The organism is Rhodococcus sp. MEB064, from assembly GCF_000834565.1.
In the GTDB taxonomy this organism is placed as follows: domain Bacteria; phylum Actinomycetota; class Actinomycetes; order Mycobacteriales; family Mycobacteriaceae; genus Rhodococcoides.
Genome location: NZ_JXQS01000032.1, coordinates 1 through 21,735, shown reverse-complemented (window position 1 = coordinate 21,735; position 21,735 = coordinate 1). Strand labels below are relative to the sequence as shown.

Annotated in this window: 18 protein-coding genes; 12 read left to right on the top strand and 6 right to left on the bottom strand. The window is 68.6% G+C overall.

Going from position 1 to position 21,735, the window contains the following annotated elements:
* Positions 1 to 83: 83 nt before the first annotated feature.
* Positions 84 to 953, bottom strand: a complete 870-nt coding sequence (locus RU01_RS15080; protein WP_042575397.1) for a peptidylprolyl isomerase — start codon at positions 951 to 953, stop codon at positions 84 to 86.
* Between the two features lie 166 nt (positions 954 to 1,119).
* Here RU01_RS15080 and RU01_RS15075 point away from each other — a divergent pair, with 166 nt between their 5' ends.
* The 3 genes from RU01_RS15075 to RU01_RS15065 are packed head-to-tail and all read left to right on the top strand — an operon-like array spanning position 1,120 to position 3,702.
* Entirely contained in the window at positions 1,120 to 1,788 is a 669-nt protein-coding gene (locus RU01_RS15075) for an MBL fold metallo-hydrolase (protein ID WP_042575396.1), read from the top strand.
* Positions 1,785 to 3,068, top strand: a complete 1,284-nt coding sequence (gene hisS / locus RU01_RS15070; RefSeq protein ID WP_042575395.1) for a histidine--tRNA ligase — start codon at positions 1,785 to 1,787, stop codon at positions 3,066 to 3,068. Before RU01_RS15075 ends, hisS begins: the two co-directional genes overlap by 4 nt.
* Before the next feature lie 7 nt (positions 3,069 to 3,075).
* Positions 3,076 to 3,702, top strand: coding sequence for a hypothetical protein (locus RU01_RS15065; protein WP_042575394.1), 627 nt, complete (start codon positions 3,076 to 3,078; stop codon positions 3,700 to 3,702).
* A 5-nt stretch (positions 3,703 to 3,707) separates the two neighbouring features.
* On the opposite strand, the gene RU01_RS15060 is transcribed toward RU01_RS15065, so the two are convergent.
* Genes RU01_RS15060 through RU01_RS15050 form a run of 3 tightly spaced genes read right to left on the bottom strand, consistent with a single transcriptional unit; the run spans position 3,708 to position 5,976 of the window.
* Complete coding sequence (locus RU01_RS15060) at positions 3,708 to 4,385, bottom strand: TetR/AcrR family transcriptional regulator (protein WP_042575393.1); 678 nt, start codon at positions 4,383 to 4,385, stop codon at positions 3,708 to 3,710.
* Positions 4,386 to 4,393: 8 nt separating this feature from the next.
* Positions 4,394 to 4,885, bottom strand: a complete 492-nt coding sequence (locus RU01_RS15055) for a DUF3237 domain-containing protein (protein WP_052493301.1) — start codon at positions 4,883 to 4,885, stop codon at positions 4,394 to 4,396.
* On the bottom strand, positions 4,882 to 5,976 hold the full coding sequence (locus RU01_RS15050; RefSeq protein WP_197074788.1) for an FAD-binding domain-containing protein: 1,095 nt from the start codon (positions 5,974 to 5,976) through the stop codon (positions 4,882 to 4,884). The genes RU01_RS15055 and RU01_RS15050 overlap by 4 nt, the downstream gene beginning before the upstream one ends.
* Before the next feature lie 265 nt (positions 5,977 to 6,241).
* On the opposite strand from RU01_RS15050, the gene RU01_RS15045 reads away from it, so the two are divergent.
* Positions 6,242 to 7,279: an Rv2578c family radical SAM protein gene (locus RU01_RS15045; protein ID WP_082043147.1), complete on the top strand. Its 1,038-nt coding sequence runs from the start codon at positions 6,242 to 6,244 to the stop codon at positions 7,277 to 7,279.
* 11 nt (positions 7,280 to 7,290) lie between these two features.
* On the opposite strand, the gene RU01_RS15040 is transcribed toward RU01_RS15045, so the two are convergent.
* Both RU01_RS15040 and ypfJ read right to left on the bottom strand, forming a co-directional pair.
* Entirely contained in the window at positions 7,291 to 8,034 is a 744-nt protein-coding gene (locus tag RU01_RS15040; RefSeq protein WP_231568730.1) for an MBL fold metallo-hydrolase, read from the bottom strand.
* 77 nt (positions 8,035 to 8,111) lie between these two features.
* Entirely contained in the window at positions 8,112 to 9,029 is a 918-nt protein-coding gene (ypfJ, locus tag RU01_RS15035) for a KPN_02809 family neutral zinc metallopeptidase (RefSeq protein WP_042575391.1), read from the bottom strand.
* Between the two features lie 146 nt (positions 9,030 to 9,175).
* Between ypfJ and aspS the strand changes: the two genes are divergently transcribed.
* The 8 genes from aspS (at position 9,176) to ruvX (ending at position 21,562) form a co-directional block, all read left to right on the top strand.
* Positions 9,176 to 10,984, top strand: coding sequence for an aspartate--tRNA ligase (gene aspS, locus RU01_RS15030; protein WP_042575390.1), 1,809 nt, complete (start codon positions 9,176 to 9,178; stop codon positions 10,982 to 10,984).
* 51 nt (positions 10,985 to 11,035) lie between these two features.
* A complete protein-coding gene (locus RU01_RS15025) occupies positions 11,036 to 11,959 on the top strand; it encodes a DUF389 domain-containing protein (protein ID WP_042575389.1) in 924 nt (307 codons plus the stop codon).
* 55 nt (positions 11,960 to 12,014) lie between these two features.
* Positions 12,015 to 14,624, top strand: a complete 2,610-nt coding sequence (locus RU01_RS15020) for a circularly permuted type 2 ATP-grasp protein (RefSeq protein ID WP_156148938.1) — start codon at positions 12,015 to 12,017, stop codon at positions 14,622 to 14,624.
* The gene (locus RU01_RS15015; protein ID WP_042575388.1) at positions 14,621 to 15,523 is read left to right on the top strand and encodes a transglutaminase family protein; all 903 of its coding nucleotides are present in this window, start codon (positions 14,621 to 14,623) and stop codon (positions 15,521 to 15,523) included. Before RU01_RS15020 ends, RU01_RS15015 begins: the two co-directional genes overlap by 4 nt.
* 194 nt (positions 15,524 to 15,717) lie before the next feature.
* Positions 15,718 to 16,890: a phosphotransferase family protein gene (locus tag RU01_RS15010; RefSeq protein ID WP_042575387.1), complete on the top strand. Its 1,173-nt coding sequence runs from the start codon at positions 15,718 to 15,720 to the stop codon at positions 16,888 to 16,890.
* Positions 16,891 to 16,898: 8 nt separating this feature from the next.
* On the top strand, positions 16,899 to 18,275 hold the full coding sequence (locus RU01_RS15005) for a replication-associated recombination protein A (protein WP_042575386.1): 1,377 nt from the start codon (positions 16,899 to 16,901) through the stop codon (positions 18,273 to 18,275).
* Between the two features lie 45 nt (positions 18,276 to 18,320).
* Positions 18,321 to 20,993 carry an alanine--tRNA ligase gene (gene alaS, locus RU01_RS15000; protein ID WP_042575385.1) on the top strand — a complete coding sequence of 891 codons (2,673 nt, stop codon included), beginning with the start codon at positions 18,321 to 18,323 and terminating at the stop codon, positions 20,991 to 20,993.
* Positions 20,990 to 21,562: a Holliday junction resolvase RuvX gene (gene ruvX, locus RU01_RS14995; protein ID WP_156148937.1), complete on the top strand. Its 573-nt coding sequence runs from the start codon at positions 20,990 to 20,992 to the stop codon at positions 21,560 to 21,562. Before alaS ends, ruvX begins: the two co-directional genes overlap by 4 nt.
* Positions 21,563 to 21,735: the final 173 nt, after the last annotated feature.

Sequence of the window (21,735 nt, the reverse complement as noted above, 5' to 3'; positions counted from 1 at the left end):
CGCGAGTACGTCCACAGTGTCGTGATCCCGTACGGAATCACGACACTGTCGGCGTACTCGCGGGGGGGTGCGAGGGTGAGCGGTCAGACCAGGTCGAGCTGGACCGTGTTCAGGGTCGTGGGAAGCGCGGGAGCGCCGTCCTGGGCGCCACCCTCGACTCCGGCAGCGGCGATCTTGTCCAGCGTCGCCAGCCCGGCTTCGTCGATGGTGCCGAAGACGGTGTAGTTCGGCGGCAACTGGGAGTCGCCGTAGACCAGGAAGAACTGGCTGCCGTTGGTGTCGGCACCGGCATTGGCCATGGCGATCGTTCCCCGCGGGTACAGAACGGGGGACTGGAGCGCGGACGGGTCGTCGGCGTACTGATCGGTGGGGAACTCGTTGGCGTACTGGTACCCGGGACCACCGGTTCCGGCGCCCGTGGGGTCACCGCATTGCAGGACCTTCAGACTGTCCGCGGTGGTGAGTCGATGGCACGGCGTGTTGTCGTAGTACGTCTGACCCGCCAGCGATGCGAAGCTGTTGACGGTGCAGGGCGCCTCGGCGGCGTTCAGGGACAACCCGATCGGGCCCTGGCTGGTGTCCATGCTGACGCTGACGTTCTCGTTCGTCGTCGGCACGTTCTCGGTCTGCGGGGCGTTCGCGGGCTTCGCAGCCTGGCCGCCGGCAGGGTAGGCGCAGGTCACGGTCTCGGGCAGAGGCTCCGACCTCCCGGCGGGCAGCATGCCTTCGGGAGTCGACGACTCGCTGGTAGGCGCATCGGCAGCTTCGACCGCGTCGTCCCCTCCGCGGGTCACACCTACGGCGATCGCGACGCCACCGATCACGACCACGAGTCCGATGACCGCGGCGGCGATGGTGGTCTGCTTGCGTCGGCGAGCGCGCGCTGCTCGGGATTCGAGCTGGCGTTCGAGCTTCCGCTTGGCAGCTTCACGTCGTTGTTCGTTCGTCGGCACGGTTGGCGTTCCTCTTCTCGCTGGAGCGGGTGAGCAGCAAAAGTGTGCCAGGCTTTCCTGAGAGCGTCCTGACCCGGTCACCGGCTTCTCGCCCGGATTGTCGTCCCGTGACGGTGACCACCTAGTCTGGTGTTTTCTCCCGATCACTCCTGAGGAGTCCTTCACTGTGCGTGTCACCGGATTCCCCGCCGGCATGTTCCAGACGAACTGCTATGTCGTGTCCTTGGACGACTCGGCCGAATGCTTCGTCGTCGACCCTGGCCAGGAAGCGGCCGCGCCGCTCTACTCGTTCCTGGACGAGGCCGGACTAGTACCTGTCGCGGTGCTGCTGACCCACGGCCACCTCGACCACATGTGGGACGCCACGCCGGTGTGCGCGAAGTTCGACATTCCGTTGTACGTCCATCCGGACGACCGTCACATGCTCACGGACCCGGCCTCGGGAATCGGCCCGGTGCTCGCTCCCTTGATCGCGAATTCGACCTTCGAGGAACCTGCGTCGGTCATCGAACTGGCCCACGACGATCAGCTGTCCGTGGCCGGGATCGACATCACGGTGTCCCACACTCCCGGTCACACCCGTGGATCGGTGGTGTTCGGCGTGCATACCGGAGAGCACCGGGCGATTTTCTCCGGGGACACCCTGTTCGCCGGGTCCATCGGTCGGTCCGATCTCCCCGGCGGAAACCACGAACAGCTCCTCGCGTCCATCGAGACGTCCTTGCTGTGCCTCGACGACGAGACCACCGTCCTGCCCGGTCACGGCGAGACCACGAGCATCGGCGCCGAGCGGGCCGGCAATCCGTTCCTGACCGGCCTCGGCGGTGCCCGATGAGCGCCGACGGCACGAAGTTCCACCCCTTCGCAGCCCCCAAGGGTGTCCCGGACTACCTGCCGCCCGACTCGGCGACCTTCCTCGCCGTGCGGGACGGCCTGACCGCTGCTGCCCGGGCGGCCGGGTACGGCCACATCGAGTTGCCGATCTTCGAGGACACCGCGCTGTTCGCGCGCGGCGTCGGTGAATCGACCGACGTGGTCAGCAAGGAGATGTACACCTTCGCGGACAAGGGTGACCGCAGTGTGACGCTTCGCCCGGAAGGCACCGCCGGCGTGATGCGAGCAGTCATCGAGCACAGCCTCGATCGCGGCGCTCTGCCGGTCAAGGTGAGCTACTCCGGGCCCTTCTTCCGCTACGAGCGACCCCAGGCCGGCCGGTACCGTCAGCTCCAGCAGGTCGGCGTCGAGGCGATCGGTGTCGACGACCCCGCCCTCGACGCGGAGGTCATCGCGATCGCCGACGCCGGATTCCGCAGCCTCGGTCTCACCGGTTTCCGGCTCGAGATCACTTCTCTCGGCGACGACACCTGCCGTCCGCAGTACCGAGAGCTGTTGCAGCAGTTCCTGTTCGACCTCCCTCTCGACGAGGAGACCCGGCGCCGGGCCGAGATCAACCCGTTGCGAGTGCTCGACGACAAACGCCCGCACGTGCGGGAGATGACCGCCGACGCGCCCCTGATGATGAACCACCTCTCGGAGTCGGCGAACGAGCACTTCGCCACCGTCCGCGCGCACCTCGACGCGATGGGCGTGCCGTACGTCGTCAATCCCCGCATGGTGCGTGGCCTCGACTACTACACGAAGACCACCTTCGAGTTCGTGCACGACGGCCTGGGCGCTCAGTCCGGTATCGGTGGCGGCGGCCGTTACGACGGCCTGATGGCGCAACTCGGCGGACAACCGTTGTCGGGTATCGGCTTCGGTCTGGGAGTCGATCGCACGGTCCTCGCCCTGGCTGCGGAAGGGGTGTCACCTGCGTCCACAGCGCGGTGCGATGTCTACGGGGTTCCCATGGGTGCCGACGCGAAGCTGCGGTTGTCCGTCATCGCGCATCAGCTGCGCGCCGAGGGCATCAGGGTCGACCTGTCCTACGGCGACCGCGGGATGAAGGGCGCCATGAAGGGCGCCGACCGTTCGGGTGCACGGATCGCCCTCGTCCTCGGAGATCGTGACCTCGAATCGGAGGAGATCGGCGTCAAGGACCTGTCCACGGGTTCGCAGACGTCGGTCCCGCTGTCGGAGGTCGTCGCCCGCGTACGGGCAACGTTGTCGGAGTGAGGTAGTCATGGTCGATCGCGGCGTGGTGGCACTGGATCTGGTGCCCACCGAGCTCATCGTGCCCAGACTGCGCGTGGCGGGCGCCGTCTTCGCGCTGGTCGGCGCCGTGCTCGGTGCCGTGGCGGCGTTCCTCATCAATCCCGTCGTCGGAGTGGTGCTGGGCATCGCACTGGTCGCCACGGCCGCGTTCGCGGTGGTGTCGGGCGGACGGCGCCGTGTCTGGATCGACCACGGCGTGGTGAGCAGGCGGGGAGCGCTGCGCGTACGACGGGTCAACATGTCCGACGCCACCAGGGTCGAGATCATCGTGCGGGTCGCCCGGGTGAGCCAGGTGCTGCTGCGCGTCGGCGACTCGTCCGGCGACGTCACCGTCGGCGTCGCGATGTACACCGACGACGGTGGACGTGAACTCCAGCCGATCGCGCTCCGGGCACTTGCCGACGCGTTGTCCCGCTCGGCGCTGGCCTCCGCGCTCGCCGTGTCATCGGTGCTGGTGACCCAATTGCGCGCGGAGGCACGGGAAGCCGGGCTGCTGGAGCGGCCGCTGTTCCGTGCGATCGGTGTGGTGCGGGAGTCCGGTCGGGCTCCCGCCACCGTCCTCACCGATGCCGAGGTCGCGGCGCTGACAGCCTGACCGCGCTACGCGGACATGTTCGAGAGCACGTCGCGGGCACGTGAGTTGAGCGTGGTCGTGGGGTCCCGCCACCCCAGCACTCGAACTGCCGCGTCGGCAATGGCGTCGGGTGTCGCCACCACCTCGGCGGACTGGGATTCGAGATCCGACCGAGCGTTGATCACCGTTTCGACGATGCGGAACGGCAGTCGAACGGTGTCGTCGGCCGCCTCGACGGTGCCGATCGACTCGAGGGCGGCGCGCGAGAATTCCGCATACAGCGCCATCAGATCGATACGCCGAGCCCGGAAGTGTTCGAAGCGCTCCGTCCGCAGTTCCGGGATCAGGTACAACGCGCCGAGATTCCATCGCGACGTCATCAGTTGGCCGGCGTCGAACCACACCAACGCATACAGGGCGGTGGGGGCGTCGACCGTGACGTCGCGAAGCGCCACCGCGCAGGCGAGAGGTGCATCCACCGTGCCGACCAGCAGGGCGGCCAGCATGTCGTCCTTGGTGGCGAAGTGGTGGTACAGCGACGCCTGGCGGACGCCCACCGCGTCCGCGATCATCCTGGTCGAGGTGCTGGTGAACCCCCGAGTGGTGAACAGCTCCGCGGCGGCGTCGAGGATCTCCTCCCGCGCCGTGGCACCGGGCCGTTTGCGGGTGGTGAGCCGGGGGCGCCCGGCGCCGGTCGTCGTCATCGCGCGGCCTAGGTGACGAGGAACGCGTCGACGATCGTGTCCGTACCGCGTCGGGAACCCGAGGTCACGACGACGGCCCTGTTCAGGTAGGCGAGCGAGCGGATCGACGTCGAGACGGCCAGCGTTCCGCGGAAGTAGTACAGCGCGGTGTCGACGTCCTCACCCCGGTCGAGTGCCTCCGTGACCTCCGCGGACCCGAAGCGGATGCCGGTCAGCGTCAGACGGACGACAGCACTCTCGTCGTCGGTGTCGACATCCGCGAGAAGGTCGATCTCGTAGGCCGCGGAGCCGTCCGCGCGGACCCGGACGTGTTCCGCGCCGCTCGGGCGGACGACGGCCTCGAGACCGGGCCCGCTGAGCACGCCGCCGACCACAGTCGCCACCGACTGCGTGTCGCCGAGATGGACCGTGTCGGACGTCCGAACCACGATGCGGAACAGAGGTTCGAGCGTCGGCAGAGTGGGATCGGACGACTCGTGCGTGGGAAGAGGTTCGGTCACGCGGTCGACGGTAGCGGATCGGAATGCCCACGGCGCCACGCGCTGAACGACCGCACGGACGACCGGCCGGGTCGGACCAACCACGGCCAGGGATGGACTTCGACGGGCTCGAGTGTGCGGGCGATGCGCGCCCAGCCGGGCACCGGCGCGTAGGTGGCAGCCAGGCTCCTGCCTGCAAGCTCCTCCGAGACGACCCCGCGGCGAACCTCGAGGTCGCGGATGGCGCCCAGTTCACCCAACGTCTCGGCCAGGAACACCAGTCTCTTACCCGACAACGAGAGCCGTCGCAGAAGGGGTTCGTCGAAGACGAAGACTGCCGGCCTCGACTCGTCGGCCGACAGTGCCGGATCGGAGGTGCCGAGCGATTCGGCGGTCAACCAGACCTGCTCGGCGGCACTACCGCTCGCCTCCGCGGGACCGGCGGGGATATCCGCCGTGGTCAGATCGGGACCGTCGACCGAGGGGCCGAGTTCCGCGCTCGGCCAGTCCTGGATCGGGCACGCCGAGGCGAGTGCGCACCCGCGACAGAGGGCGGGGGCGCGCTTCTCGACCTGCCACCGACTGAAGCCGTACACCTTGCCGCTCCCGGTTCCGACTGTCCACTGCCAGCCGAGGCGGTTGGCGGCGCGAGAACCGTCGAGCAGGTGCGCGAACATCTCGTCCTCACCGTCACGCCAGGTTGCTCCCGCCCGGACGGCCCACTGCGACGCCAGCCACATGCGTGTCTGATTGACCAGCCAGCCGTCGTCGTGCAGTTCGGTCGTCACCGACGACATGCAGTTCATCTCGGTGGGCCAGGGATCGTCGGCTCGAACGTCGCCGCCCGAGGCGAAGGGTTGTTCGCGGGTGAGCGACTGCCCGAGGTCGGTGCCGACGCGGGCGTACAGGTGTCGCGCGTACTCCTGCCACATCAACTCGTCGCGGTAGCGGGAGCGGTCGCGCCCGGCAGCGTCCTCGACGCGATCCCACACCTCGCGGAGCGACAGCAGGCCGTGACGGATGTACGGGGACATCCGGCTGGCGCCGCGCCGCGACTCCGGAAGGACGGTGCTGCGCGAGCGCGCATAGCCGGCGATGTCGAGGCCGGCCAACGCAGCATCGGCCGCCGTCTGACCGCCCTCATACCGCCCGCGCGGACGCCGGCCGGCCCTTCCCGCGTCAGATCACCGAGATGCTCCGCCACCCATTCCACGACGTCCGCACTGACGGCGCCGTCCGCGACGGACGGGGGAGTCGGTAGTTGCACCATGAGTTGACACTCTACTAGAACGTATGTTCGACTGTGGGCGGGAGCCGAATTCGACCACGTGTTCGATGACGACCGCGGCTCCGGTGGGCTCGGGGATGGGAGGGTTCGTGAGGTGGGACGGCCAGACACTCGACGCGCCCGACGGGGCGCTCCCGGGTCTCGAACGCACCGGCCTGGTGAAGGCGGGGCTGATCCGCACGGTCCGGACACCCGAGTTCGACGGGGTGACGTTCCACGAGGTGCTGTGCAAGAGCGCACTGAACCGCGTTCCGGACGAGTCGGCGCTGCCGGCCAGGTGGACCATCAACCCGGCGCGCGGCTGCTCGCACGCGTGCCGCTACTGCTTCGCGCGTCCGACGCACGAGTACCTCGATCTGGACGCGGGGCGGGATTTCGACTCCCAGATCGTGGTGAAGACGAACATCGTCTCCGTCCTGCGCAAGGAACTGGCACGCGCGTCGTGGAAGCGGGAACCGGTGGCATTGGGTACCAACACCGATCCCTATCAACGGGCGGAGGGACGGTACGAGCTGATGCCCGGCATCATCCGAGCGCTCACCGAGTCCGGTACCTCGTTCTCGATACTCACCAAGGGAACGTTGTTGCGGCGTGATCTCCCGTTGCTCACCCTGGCCGCGACGAAGGTGAACGTCCAGGTCAGCATCAGCCTGGCGTTCCACGACGAGGAACTGCAGAAGTCGCTGGAACCGGGGGCTCCGTCGCCGCGCGCTCGGCTCGACCTCATCCGCGCCGTCACCGACGCCGGCCTACCGTGTCATGTTCTGATCGCCCCCGTCATCCCGTTCCTGACCGACAGTCCGAAGCACCTCGACGCGTTGATGGGGGCCCTGCAGGCAGCGGGAGCGACGGGCGTGACAGCGCTGCCGATGCATCTGCGCTCGAGCACGAAGGAGTGGTTCATGGGCTGGCTCGCCGAGAACCATCCGGCCCTCGTGCGTCGCTACCGCGTGCTGTACGGACGGGGCGCGTACGTCAGCCCCGAGTACAAAGCGTGGCTCCGCGGCAAGGTGGAACCCTTGCGGGAGAAGCACTCTCTGCTCGGTCTCGACCCGATGGCGGTTCACGCCGTGCGGTCGACCGCGCCCGTCGAGAGCACGCCGGAGCCTGCCATGACCCTGTTCTGACTCCGCTTCGGTCAGAAGCCCGGCGCGACCCCGATGTGTTCGAGATACCGACGAGCGGATCGGACCACGGCGCCGTGCGCATCCTGCTCGACGACCTTCCCCCACCACGCGCCGTAGATGCGCTCGAACGGAACGTCCTTCAGCAGCGCCACCGTGCGCCGGACCGTGTCGGGATGTTCCGGGATCATGTTCGGGTAGCTGTACATGAACGACACCCACCGTCGGTCCGCGGCAACAGCGATGATGTCTCCCGTGCAGAGCGCGCCACGACCGTCCGTGTCTGCCCACCGCAGGACCGATCCTCCGGCGAAATGCACGCGGGTGTTGATCAGCGTTCTGCCGGGGAGAATCTCGAGGGTGTCCCCGCTCCACGTCCTGACGTTGCCGTCGCGCGGCAGCCAGCGCTTGTCCGACTCGTGGATGTAGACGGGTACTCCACCGAACGCCTCGCTCCACTCGATCATGGCGCTGTAGTAGTGCGGGTGCGACACCGCTATCGCCGATACCCCGCCGAGCTCACGGATGCGGTCGATCGCTGCATCGTCGATCGTGGAGACGCAGTCCCACAACACGTTTCCGCCGTCGCCCGGAACGATCAGGGCGCGCTGACCGATGGCGAACGACGGTTCCGTTCCCACGCCCCACAAGCCGGGTGTCTCCTCACGAACCACGGTGCGGTGCGTGTCGAGAAGTCGGTGAACCGTCGTCCACTGCTGACCGTCGGCGCCGACGTACTGCCGTTCGTCGGTGCACACCGGGCACTCGTTAGGGTCGACGACGTCGAATTGCACTCCACACGTCACGCAGACGGGGAGCGTGGACCGCGAGGACATCAGCGCACGGACGACGGGTTGTTCAGATCCGAGGCGTCGTAGGTGTTGCAGGCTGCGACCTGGCCGGTGCGGTAGCCCGCGCTGAACCATGCCTGACGCTGCTCGGACGACCCGTGGGTCCAGCCCTCGGGGTTCACCCGCCCGGTCGAGGCCTGCTGGATCCTGTCGTCACCGACGGACGACGCCGCCGACAGCGCGTCGGACACGTCCTGCTCCGTCAGCGGTTCGAGGAGCGGTTCGCTCGAGCCGGGAGCGGGCAGGTCGTCCGCGTAGTTGGCCCAGATGCCGGCGTAGCAGTCGGCCTGCAGTTCGGTGCGGACGGCGCCGGACTCGGGACCGTTCGGATCGGCCTGTGCCCGTCCGATGTCGCCGAGTTGGTTCTGGATGTGGTGGCCGAATTCGTGGGCCACCACGTACTCCTGCGCGAGAGGTCCACCGCTGGAGCCGAACTGGTCGACGAGCACCTGGAAGAAGCCGGTGTCGAAGTACGCGGTGGAGTCGGCGGGGCAGTAGAACGGGCCGACGTCGGATGTCGCGTTACCGCAGCCGGTGTCCACCGAGCCGGTGAACACGCGGACCTCCGGCTGCTGGTACGCGACTCCGGTCTGGGTAGCGAGCTCCGCGTCCCACACCTGATCGAGGCTGTTCACCGTCGCGGTGACGCGGCAGTCGACGTTCGCGTTGGCGTCGGTTCCGGTCTCGCAGTTCTCGATGGTTCCGACGCCCTGCTCCGGCGAGGCGGATTCGCCGCCGCCCAGTTGGCCGATCACCGACGAGGGGTCGCCACCGAGCAACAACGTGATGACGACGAGCACGATGCCACCGAGACCACCGCCGACGGCGATTCCCTTTCCTCGGCCCCCGGAGCTTCTCGAGACTCGCGAGGAGTCGATCCGAGCGTTGGGGTCGAACGTCATGGGTCACCACTTTCGTCAGGCGTGTGCGGCACACAGCTTCGCACGGCAGCACTACCCACACATCGCTGTTTCTTACCGGCGTCGGGACGAGCCCGGATGGTCCGTAGGATCACCAGCTGTATTCGTCTACTTCTGGAAGGACTCCTGTGCTGCGCACGCACCTCGCCGGTTCGCTTCGAGCCGAGCACGCGGACCGACACGTCACCCTGACCGGTTGGGTCGCTCGTCGGCGCGATCACGGCGGAGTCATCTTCATCGACCTGCGTGACGCCTCCGGAGTGGTCCAGGCCGTGTTCCGCGACGGTCCGGCGGCCGAGCAGTCGCACCGCCTGCGGTCGGAGTTCTGCGTCAAGATCACCGGCATCGTCGAGCTCCGCCCCGAGGGCAACCAGAACCACGAGATCCAGACGGGCGCCGTCGAGGTGAACGTGACCGAGCTCGAGGTGCTGGGCGAGAGCGCGCCGCTGCCGTTCCAGCTGGACGAGACTCCGGGCGAGGAAGCGCGGCTCAAGTATCGCTACCTGGACCTGCGTCGCGCCGGACCCGGTCACGCGATTCGACTGCGGTCGAAGGTCAACGCCGCGGCACGGTCCGTCCTGGCCCACCACGAGTTCGTCGAGGTCGAGACGCCCACGCTGACACGCTCGACCCCCGAGGGTGCCCGCGACTTCCTGGTGCCCGCGCGACTGCAGCCGGGAAGCTTCTACGCACTCCCGCAGAGCCCGCAGCTGTTCAAGCAGTTGCTGATGGTCGGCGGCATCGAGCGGTACTACCAGATCGCTCGCTGCTACCGCGACGAGGACTTCCGCGCGGACCGTCAGCCCGAGTTCACCCAGCTCGACGTCGAGATGAGCTTCGTGACGCAGGACGACGTCATCGTTCTCGCCGAGGAGATCCTGACGTCGCTGTGGAACCTCATCGGCTACGAGATCACCACCCCGATCCCGCGCATGACCTACGCCGACGCGATGCGGCGATACGGATCCGACAAGCCCGATCTGCGGTTCGGCGTCGAGCTGGTCGAGTGCGCCGAGTACTTCGCAGACACGCCGTTCCGCGTGTTCCAGGCGCCCTACGTGGGCGCCGTGGTGATGCCAGGTGGTGCGTCGCAGCCGCGGCGTCAGCTCGACGCGTGGCAGGACTGGGCGAAGCAGCGCGGCGCCAAGGGCCTCGCGTACGTCCTGATCCAGGAGGACGGGACGCTCGGCGGACCCGTCGCGAAGAACCTGTCGGAATCCGAGCGCGACGGCCTCGCAGCCCACGTCGGCGCGAAGCCCGGCGATTGCGTCTTCTTCGCCGCCGGTCCTGCCAAGGCGCAGCGCGCACTGCTCGGCGCCGCCCGCGGCGAGATCGCGCGCAAGCAGGGCCTCATCGACGAGAACGAGTGGGCCTTCGTCTGGATCGTCGACGCGCCGCTGTTCGAGCCGACGTCCGACGCCACCGCCAGCGGCGACGTCGCAGTCGGCTCGGGATCGTGGACCGCGGTGCACCATGCGTTCACCTCGCCCAAGCCGGAGTCGATGGACACCTTCGACACCGATCCCGGCAACGCTCTGGCCTACGCGTACGACATCGTCTGCAACGGCAACGAGATCGGCGGCGGTTCGATCCGTATCCACCGCAAGGACATCCAGGAGCGCGTCTTCGCGATCATGGGTATCGACGCCGAGCAGGCGCAGGAGAAGTTCGGCTTCCTCCTCGACGCCTTCGCCTTCGGCGCGCCGCCGCACGGCGGAATCGCGTTCGGGTGGGACCGCATCACGGCACTGCTCGCCGGGGTCGACTCCATCCGTGAGGTCATCGCGTTCCCCAAGTCCGGTGGCGGCGTCGACCCGCTGACGGACGCACCGGCACCCATCACCCCGGCGCAGCGCAAGGAGTCCGGCATCGACGCGAAGCCGGTGCCTCGCGGTGGATCGGGCGAGAAGCCCGCGTCGGACACTCCCGCGACCTAGGCTCGAGCCCGGCTCGTCAGGGCCGGGCCGACGCGGTGCGAGGGAGAGTGCATGCAGAACCTTCGGGTGGTCACTCCCGCCGACCGGACGGACGAGGTTCTGCGCGTCCTCGAGGACACCCCGGGCGTCGCGCACATCGTGGTGATGCGCGGCGCCGCGGTGCGGCCCGAAGGCGATGTCGTCGACGCGGTCGTCGTGCGCGAGTGTGCGAACGACGTCCTGTCCGGTCTGCGCTCGCTCGAGTTGACCCACGACGGCGCGGTGACGATGCAACCGGTCGAGACCGTGCTGTCGGACGCCGCTCGGAGCGCCGAGGAGGACGCACCGGGCGACCCGGACGACGCCATCGTGTGGGACGAGCTCATCGGACGCACCCGTGAGGAGTCGTCCTTCACGGTCACGTTCGTCGCGTTCCTCAGCATCGCGTTGCTGCTGGCGGCCATCGGCGTCGTGACGGACTCACCGGTCACGATCGTCGGCGCCATGGTGGTCGGGCCGGAGTTCGGGCCCCTGGCCGCGCTGTCGGTCGGTCTGGTGCGGCGTCAGCGGTCGCTGGTACGGCGGTCGTTGCTGGCCCTGCTCGTCGGTTTCCCGACGGCCATGGTGATCACGACGATCGGCGCCGTCGTCGCGGAGTCGCTGGGGTGGATCGCGCCCGACTCGATCGACGATCTGCAGCAGGTCGACTTCATCTACCAGGTGGGTCCGTTCTCGTTCATCATCGCGTTGCTCGCCGGTGCTGCCGGAATGCTGGCTCTCGTGTCGGCGAAATCCGCGGCGCTGGTGGGAGTGTTCATCTCCGTGACGACGGTCCCCGCTGCGGGTTTCGCCGTCGTCGCCGCCACCGTGGGGTCGTGGCGGATCGCTGCGCTGTCCGCGGGTCAGCTGGGCATCAACCTGGTCGGGATCGTCGTCGCCGCCACGTTCGTCCTGTCACTGCACCGGCGGTCCGCTGCAGGGCGCACCGGAGGGTAAGTTCTGCCGAGTAGCTCGCCGACCCGGCGCGGGTGCCGGCGAGAAGGGGCGTGAGGTGCAGCAGAGGGAGTCGTCCCCGGTGCGCGTGGACCCCCGGCCGCCCGAGAATCCTCTCCTCGCGGCGTATCTCGCCGATCTGCGTCCCGGTGTCTTCGACGAACTCCGGGCCGGGGGCGAGTTCGGTCGACGCTGGTCGGCACTGGCCGAGAGCGGCCGGTTCGACGCTGCCGCCGTCGCCGAGGCCCAACTGCGGGTGGGACGGCTGGTCGACGACTCCGGCATCACCTACAACGACACCGGGGAACTCGGGCGCACCGGATCTCGGTGGGAACTCGACGTCGTCCCGACGGTCGTGTCGGCGGCGGACTGGACTCGACTCGAGGCCGGCATGGTGCAGCGTTCCCGCATCCTCGACGCGGTCCTGACCGACCTCTACGGTGCACGCACGGTGCTCTCGCGCGGTCTGCTGGACCCGGAGATCGTGTTCCGTCACCGTGGGTATCTGCGTGCGGCGCACGGCATCACCATCCCCGGCCCGCATCAACTTTTCTTCCACGCCGCGGACGTCGCGCGCTGCGCGGACGGTGAGTTCCGGGTTCTCTCGGACCGGACCCAGGCACCGTCGGGCGCGGGATACGCGCTGGCCGATCGCTCCATCGTCGCTCGCGCGGTCCCCACCACGTTCGGGAAGATCGCGCCCCTTCCGGCGAGTACGTTCGTCGGCGCCATGCGGGTCGCCCTTGTCGAGGTCGCGCCCGCAGCTGCCGAGAACCCCCTGGTGGTGGTGCTGAGTCCCGGCGTGTGGTCCGAGACGGCGTTCGACCAGGCGCACCTCGCGACGGTGCTCGGCTTCCCGCTGGTCGAGTCGGCCGATCTGGTGGTGCGCGACGGTGCGCTGTGGATGCGCTCGCTCGGGACTCTCCGCCGCGTCGACGTCGTGGTCCGACGTGTCGACGACGACTACGCCGACCCGTTGGATCTGCGTCCCGACTCCCGGCTCGGCGTGGTCGGTCTCCTGGAGGTGGCACGCCGAGGGGCGGTGACCGTCGTCAACACCATCGGCAGCGGAGTGCTGGAGAACGTCGCGTTGCTGGGACGGCTGCCGGCACTGGGTCGCGAACTGCTGGGGGAGGACGCGCTGCTGGACTCCGTTCCGTCGTACTGGGCGGGGGATCGAGTCGGCTTGTCCCACATCATCTCTCGCATCAACTCGCTGGTCGTGACCGCCGTCGGGTCGGACGAGTCGTTCGTGGGGCCCATGCTGACCACGACGGCGCGCGAGGACCTGCTCCGACGTGTGCAGGCCGATCCGGGAGGCTGGGCCGCGCGGGAGATTCCCGACCTCGCCACGTCACCGGTGGGCCCGGTCGGACATCGGCGACACGACGCCGCCGTGTTGCCGGCTGCGGTGGGTATCCGACTGTTCGACGTCGCTCAACGCGTGGGATACACCCCGATGACGGGTGGTCTCGCGCAGGTACTGGTGACCGAGCCCCTCTCCGAACCGATGGCCACCACGGCGGCGAAGGACGTCTGGGTGCTCTCGGAGCGGCGAGCCCCGGCGGAATCCGTTCCGGCGCGCCCGGTCGACGGGATTCCGGATCGGGTGATCGGTACGCGGCGGCTGCGGGTCATCGATTCGGTCAGCACACCTCGCGTCCTGGACGATCTCTACTGGATGGGCCGATACGGCGAGCGTGCGGAAGCCACCGGGCGGTTACTGGTCGCGGCCAGTCGGTGTTTCCGGGAGAACGACGGCGGGGTGGCAGGGGACGACGGATCGGTGGCGTCGGGGATCGTGCTCGGGGCGCTGACCGATGTCACGGCAACCGGACCGGGCTTCCACGACGCACCGACACGCGCTCGGACGCTGGCAGAGTTCCGGTCGCTGACCGTGGACCCGCGGCGGCAGGGCACGCTCGCGCACTCGGTCGCCGCATTGCAGACCTGCGCGCGCGCCGTGCGTGACCAGCTGGGTGAGGACACGTGGGCGGTCTTCAACAGGCTCGACACCGCACTGGCCGAGTGCGCGCAGTCGTCCGCCTCCGACGAGGCCGGCCTGTGGGCGACCCAGAGCCGCGTCGTCGGGTCGATGTCGGCAGTCTCCGGTCTGTCGGCCGAGTCGATGGTCCACGATCCGGGCTGGTTCCTGATGGACACCGGCAAGCGCGTCGAACGCGCGCTGCAGATCACCGCACTGCTGGCGGAGACCGTCGGAACAGCTCGTCCACCCGGCGTCGAGCAGGTCGTCCTTTCGACCGTCCTGGGCGCGGCCGACTCGTCGGTGACGTATCGACGCCGGTACCGAGGCGCGCCGGAGGTGGGGGCCGTCGCCGAACTCGTGTTGTTCGACAGCGGCAACCCGCGGTCGGTGATGTACCAGGTGCAGCGAGCGGCGACGAATCTCGCGGCACTGCCGGGCGCGACCGGGACGTCGAAGACCGACCGGGCGCTCGAACGTATCGTCTCCACCCTCCGACGAGTGGATCCGGCGGACCTCGAGGACGTCGACGCCACGGGCACACGGTCGGAGTTCGACGAGGTCGTCCGCGCTGTCCATGCCGACCTGCTGGATCTCTCGGAAACCATCACCGCCGCCCACCTGACTCTCCCCGGTGGAACTCAGCCGCTGTGGGGTAGCGGCGGCGGGCGGGTGCTCTCGTGACCGCCGCGCCCGATGTGCGCTGGTACGCGATCACCCACCGCACGGAATACGCCTACTCGTCGGTGGTGTCGTCGTCGTACGGCCGGGGCCACATCTTTCCGCGAACGACGGCCGAGCAGCTCTGCCTCGACGCGTCGGTGACGGTGACGCCGACACCGACCGACAGGTCGACCGGTGTCGACCTGTACGGGAACGAGGACCTCTATTTCCACGTCACCACCGATCACGATCATCTGTGCGTGACGGGACGTGCGCTGGTCTGCGTCCGGCCCCCCGATCCGGCCCGGTTGACCACCGCCGGAGCCGTCGGACCGTGGGAGGACGCCCGACCGACCTCGGCCGACGGCGCGCTCGACGTCGACTTCGTCCTCGACCTGGTACCTGCCGAGATCACCGATGAGGTTCGTGCCTATGCGGCGCAGTCGTTGACGCCGGGTCGTCCCCTCGCGGAGGCGGTCTTCGATCTGAACCGTCGGATCCATCGCGACTTCACGTACCTGTCCGGATCGACGACGGTGACCACGACGGTCGCCGACGTCTTCGCGGCCCGGACGGGTGTGTGCCAGGACTTCGCGAGGGTCGCCGCCGCATGCCTGCGCTCGCACGGCCTCGCGGTGCGCTACGTCTCCGGGTACCTCGCGACACAGCCGCCGCCGGGCAAGGAACGCATGATCGGCGTGGACGCCACGCACGCGTGGGCCTCCGTGCGGATGCCGGGCGGGCAGTGGCTGGCGTTCGACCCCACCAACGATCAATGGGTCGACGAGCGCTACGTGACGGTGGCGTGGGGGCGCGATTACGACGACGTGCCGCCGCTGCGCGGAATCATCTACACGGAGTCCTCGAGCAGCAGGATCTCCGTCTCCGTCGACGTGGCGCCGATCTCCGCCGCACGGTGACTCACCTTGCTGTCAGGGTCGTGCGATAGGGTCGAAAAACCGCATGACGAGCCTGTTTCGTCGAACGCGACGTGGGGAACACTGTTCTGCTCTCGCTGTTCGCACCTGATACATCCGGCCCTCGGGCCGGCACGAGTACGGAAACGAGGAAAGACCCTGCTGCTCCTCCTGGACGCGGCCGGGTCGGCACATCGATGACGGCAATGTTGGCAGATCCGGTGACCGAGGCGGTCGCCGCAGCACGTGAACTCCTCACCAGACGCACGGGTGCTTCCGTGACGCTGGTCGATCCGGTCGACCTCGGTGGTAGCGGTCGTACGGTCGTCATCCGCGTTCGCGTCGCCGAGAACCCGTTCCAACTTCCGCGCACGCTGGTGATCAAACAGGTTCGCGACAGTGCGACCGAGTCGGTCACCCGCACCGGCCTGGGCGCCGGCGACGACACGGCCTTCCTCCGCGAAGCGGTGTCGTACCAGTTCGCCACCGCGCTCGCGACGGACACGCGCCCGGGTCCGGCGCTCATCGCGTACGACCTGAAGGAACGACTGCTCGTCCTCAGCGATCTGGGAGATGCTGCGCCGTTCACCAGTCTGATCGCCCATCCCGACCCGGCGTCGGTCACCAATTCCCTGATGGCTCTCGCTCAGGCGCTGGGCCGGATGCACGCCGCCACGTTCGGCCGCGAAGAGGACTTCGGTGCACTGCTCGGCCGTGCGGGCGTCGGGCATACCCGCGACGGCTTGAGCGACCAGGTCGCGGACGCTGTCGCCGACGTTCCGACGATGCTGTCCGCCGACTTGGGCATCGAGGTACCGCCTCGGATCGCCGAGGCGGTCACCCGTGCCGCGAAGCTCTTCGGATCGGGCGGACACCGCGCGTTCAGTCCGTCGGACCTCTGCCCGGACAACATCATCGTCAACGACGAGGGTGTTCGTTTCCTAGACTACGAGTGGGGCGGATTCCGCGACGCCACCCTGGACGTCGCCTACACGCTGATGTCGTATCCCGGATGCCTCTGCCGCCTGGATCTGACGCCCGAGCGGGCCGAGGCCATGGTCGACGCGTGGCGCGCCGAGGTGGTGGGCATCTGGCCGCACCTCTACGACGACGACGTTCTGCACTCCACCCTGCTGGACGCTCAGTTGGTGTGGGCATGGTTGACCACCCACTGGTTCCTCCCGGACGACGACACCCGCAACGCGGCACTGCGTCGGCACCACCTGTCGGTGCCCCGCTCGGTGGCGCTGACCGCGCGCTGGTCGATCCTGTCCGAGTACGCGAGGTTCGTCGGGCACGCGGAGATCGCGGACTTCGCCGGCGCCGTGGTCGGTGGGCTCTCCGCCCGCTGGTCCGACACCACGTCCTGATCGGCGCCATGACCGGCGACGATTCCCTGTTCGGCGACGACTCCGAGTACGACGGAGATGCTGTCGAGTCCCTCGCGCCTCCGGCTCGACGAGCAGGTGGGCCGACCACACCCCTCGCGGTCCGGATGCGACCGCGCACTCTCGACGAGGTCGTGGGTCAGAGCCACCTGCTGACACCCGGCGCTCCGCTGCGCCGCCTGGTCGAGGGCTCCGGGGCCGCGTCGGTCATGCTCTACGGACCGCCGGGGACCGGCAAGACCACGCTCGCGTCGCTGATCTCGGGCGCCACGGGTCGCAAGTTCGAAGCACTGTCGGCATTGTCGGCGGGAGTCAAGGACGTGCGCGCGGTGATCGACCTGGCGCGTCGACGGTTGCTGAACGACGAGCAGACCGTGCTGTTCATCGACGAGGTGCACCGCTTCTCCAAGACCCAGCAGGACGCTCTGCTCGCCGCGGTGGAGAATCGCATCGTGCTCCTCGTCGCGGCGACGACGGAGAACCCGTCGTTCTCGGTGGTGTCTCCGCTGCTGTCCCGATCGTTGGTGCTCCAACTCCGATCCCTGACCGACGACGACATCCGTGAGGTACTCACCCGTGCCCTGGCGGACGAGCGGGGACTCGCAGGCTCGGTGACCGTCACGGACGAGGCGATCGGTCATCTGATCCGGCTCGCCGGTGGCGACGCGCGGCGCGGACTCACGGCACTCGAAGCGGCCACCGACACGGCCGGACCCGGCGGGACCGTGGATCTCGACACGGTCGAGAAGAGCGTCGACCGCGCGGCGGTGCGCTACGACCGGGACGGTGACCAGCACTACGACGTCATCAGCGCGTTCATCAAATCCATCCGAGGCTCGGACGTCGACGCGGCGATGCACTACCTGGCGCGGATGATCACCGCGGGGGAGGACCCGCGGTTCATCGCGCGGCGCCTGGTGGTGCACGCGAGCGAGGACATCGGTATGGCCGACCCGACGGCACTCCTGGCCGCCACCGCCGCGGCGCAGGCGGTGCAGATGATCGGCATGCCCGAGGCACGTCTCGCCCTCGCGCAGGCGACGATCCATCTGGCCACCGCCCCCAAGTCCGGTGCGGTCACCTCCGCGCTGTCCGCAGCGATGGCCGACATCGCTGCTGGGAAAGCCGGTGCGGTGCCGCCGCATCTGCGCGACGGCCACTACGCGGGTGCCGCGGCGCTGGGCAGTGCCGTCGGATACAAGTTCCCGCACGACGATCCCGGTGGCGTCCTGACGCAGCAATATCCGCCGGACGAGTTGGTGGGCACCGACTACTACCGTCCGACGACGCACGGAGCCGAGCGCGAGCTCGAGACGCGGCTGGGCAAACTGCGTCGGATCGTGCGCGGTCGACCGTCGGGTTCCTGACGAGGCGTACCTGATCGCACGTCGCCCGCGCGATAGGGTGCATCCGTGCAGACACACGAGATCCGCCGTCGTTTCCTCGACCATTTCGAGAAGCTGGGACACACCCCCGTGCCCAGTGCTTCCCTGGTTCTCGACGACCCGAATCTGCTGTTCATCAATGCCGGCATGGTCCAGTTCGTGCCCTACTTCCTCGGCCAGCGCACGCCGCCGTTCTCCCGCGCGACGAGCGTCCAGAAGTGTGTGCGGACCGGCGACATCGAGAACGTCGGCGTGACGACGCGTCACAACACGTTCTTCCAGATGGCCGGCAACTTCTCGTTCGGTGACTACTTCAAGCGCGAGGTCATCGGCTTCGCCTGGACGCTGCTCACCTCCTCCGTGGAGGACGGCGGATACGGCTTCGACCCCGAACGCATCTGGGCCACTGCGTATCTCGACGACGACGAGGCGATTGAGATCTGGAAGGACGTCGCCGGACTGCCGGAGGAGCGGATCCAGCGGCGCGGCATGGCGGACAACTACTGGTCGATGGGAATCCCCGGCCCGTGCGGCCCCTGCTCGGAGATCTACTACGACCGCGGACCCGAATTCGGCAAGGAGGGTGGCCCCGAGGCGGACGAGGACCGCTACATCGAGATCTGGAATCTCGTCTTCATGCAGAACGAGCGCGGACAGGGGACGAGCAAGGACGACTTCGAGATCCTCGGACCGCTGCCGCGCAAGAACATCGACACCGGTATGGGTGTCGAGCGCGTGGCGTTCCTGCTGCAGGACGTCGACAACGTCTACGAAACCGACCTCGTGCGGCCCGTCATCACCGAGGCGGAAGCGCTGTCCGGGCGTCGATACGGAGAGAACCACGAGGCGGACGTCCGGTTCCGCGTGATCGCCGACCACGCCCGCACCGCCGTCATGCTCATCGCCGACGGCGTCACTCCCGGTAACGACGGCCGCGGCTACGTGCTGCGCCGACTGCTGCGGCGCATCGTCCGCAGCGCACGGTTGCTGGGCGCGGAGGACCCGTCGATGGCGCGGTTCGTCACCGTCGTCCGGGACACGATGGCCGAGTCCTACCCGGAACTCGTCGCCGACTTCGACCGCATCGAGTCCGTCGCGGTGGGCGAGGAGCGGGCATTCCTGTCGACTCTGAGCTCGGGATCGCGACTGTTCGAGAACGCCGCTCAGGCCGTCACGGCGTCGGGTGGCACCAGGATCGGCGGCGACGAGGCCTTCGTCCTGCACGACACCTACGGATTCCCCATCGACCTCACGCTGGAGATGGCGTCGGAAGCCGGCCTCGAGGTGGACGAGGCCGGGTTCCGCACGCTCATGGCGGAGCAGCGCAACCGCGCGAAGGCGGACGCCCAGGCGCGCAAGCACGCACACACCGACCTGTCGGTGTACAAGGAATTCGTCGACCGCGGCCCCACGGAGTTCACCGGCTTCGACGAACTCGACTCCGAGGCAACGATTCTCGCGATCATCTCCGGGGGAGTCCGGGTGCCGACCGCGGCAGCGGGGGAGAAGGTCGAGGTCATCCTGGATCGCAGTCCGCTGTACGCGGAGTCGGGTGGCCAGCTCGCGGACATCGGAACCCTCACCGCGCCCGGCGTTTCCGTCACCGTCGGCGACGTGCAGAAGATCGCGAAGTCCGTCTGGGTGCACAAGGTGACCGTCGACGAGGGTCAGCTCACCGAGGGTGACGTCGTCGTCGCGCACGTCGACCAGCAGTGGCGCCGCGGTGCAACCCAGGGGCACTCCGGAACGCACATGGTGCACGGCGCGCTCCGACAGATCCTCGGGCCCAACGCGGTTCAGGCCGGATCGCTCAACAAGCCGGGCTACCTGCGGTTCGACTTCACCTACCAGGGCGCACTGTCGGAGTCGCAGCGCAGCGACATCGAGGCCGTCACCAACGACGCCGTCGGTGCGGACTTCGCGGTGAACACCTTCGTCACCGACCTCGACGACGCCAAGGCCATGGGCGCGATGGCGCTCTTCGGGGAGAACTACGGCGACGAGGTACGCGTCGTGGAGATCGGCGGACCGTTCTCGATGGAACTGTGCGGCGGTACCCACGTGCAGCACTCGTCGCAGATCGGCCCGGTCACGATCCTCGGTGAATCGTCCGTCGGATCCGGTGTGCGTCGGGTCGAGGCCTTCGTCGGCCTCGACTCCTACAAGTACCTGGCCAAGGAACGTGCGCTTCTCGCCGGCATCGCCTCGTCCCTCAAGGTGCCCACCGAGGAGGTGCCCGCCCGCATCGAGACACTCGTCGAACGACTTCGTGTCGCCGAGAAGGAGCTCGACGCGACCCGCGCGGCCGCGGTCCTGTCCTCGGCCGGTTCCTTCGTCGACAAGGCCCGCCGCATCGGCTCCGTGCTGGTCGTCGCGGAACCCGCGCCCGCCGGCGTGAGTGCCGCCGATCTGCGCACCCTCGTCGGTGACGTCCGTGGGCGTTTCGGAACGCAACCGGCGCTGGTCGCGCTGTTCGGGGACACCGACGGCAAGGTTCCGTTCGTCGTCTCGGCGACCAAGGCGGCTCAGGAACTCGGCATCGAGGCCGGGAAGTTGGTGGCTGCCTTCGGGCCCAGCATCGGTGGGCGCGGAGGTGGCAAAGCGGACACCGCGCAGGGCGCAGGGTCGGACGCGTCGGGCATCCCCGCGGCGATCGAGGCACTGACGGCCCGGGTCACCGAGATCGCCGGGGACTCCTGACGGTGACGGGTGACGAACCCGACCGCCCCGGCGCGGACGACCCCGGTCGCGGCCGTCGATTGGCGGTCGACGTGGGGTCCGTCCGAGTAGGTGTCGCGTCCTGCGACCCCGACGGAACCATGGCGACCCCCGTCGAGACCGTGGCTCGCTCGTCGAAGACGCACTCCGATTCCGACGACGTGCAGCGCATCGTGGCGTTGGCCGAGGAGTACGAGGCCGTCGAGATCATCGTCGGGCTGCCGCGGACGCTGCGCGGCGAACGGGGGGCCGCAGCGAAGCTGGCCGTCCGATTTGCCCGAGTCCTGCAGCGTGCGCTGCCGTCGGTGCCGGTGCGCCTGTCCGACGAACGTTTGACTACCGTGAGTGCCGCGCGTGGTCTCCGTGACAGCGGAGTCCGCGCAAAGGACCAACGGTCGATGATCGACCAGGCGGCGGCAGTCGCGATCCTGCAAGGATGGCTCGACGAACGTCGTCGTGTTCTGACGCAGGCGCGGAACGACGACGGTGTGAACGAGGGAGGGGCAACGGTGCCCGAGCAACGCAGCAGTGGTCCGGAGTCGACGCAGTGAGCGATCACGATCGCCCGCATCGTCGTGGACGGCGAGACGAGTGGGACACCGATCAGCTCGATCTCCCGGTGGACGATCTCCGACGCACGCCGCTCGGCGAGGCGGGTCGCGGCCGCGCAGGCTCGGGGCGCGCGCGTCCCAGCCGCGTAGCCGAGGCGGGCGGCGGCAGTCGC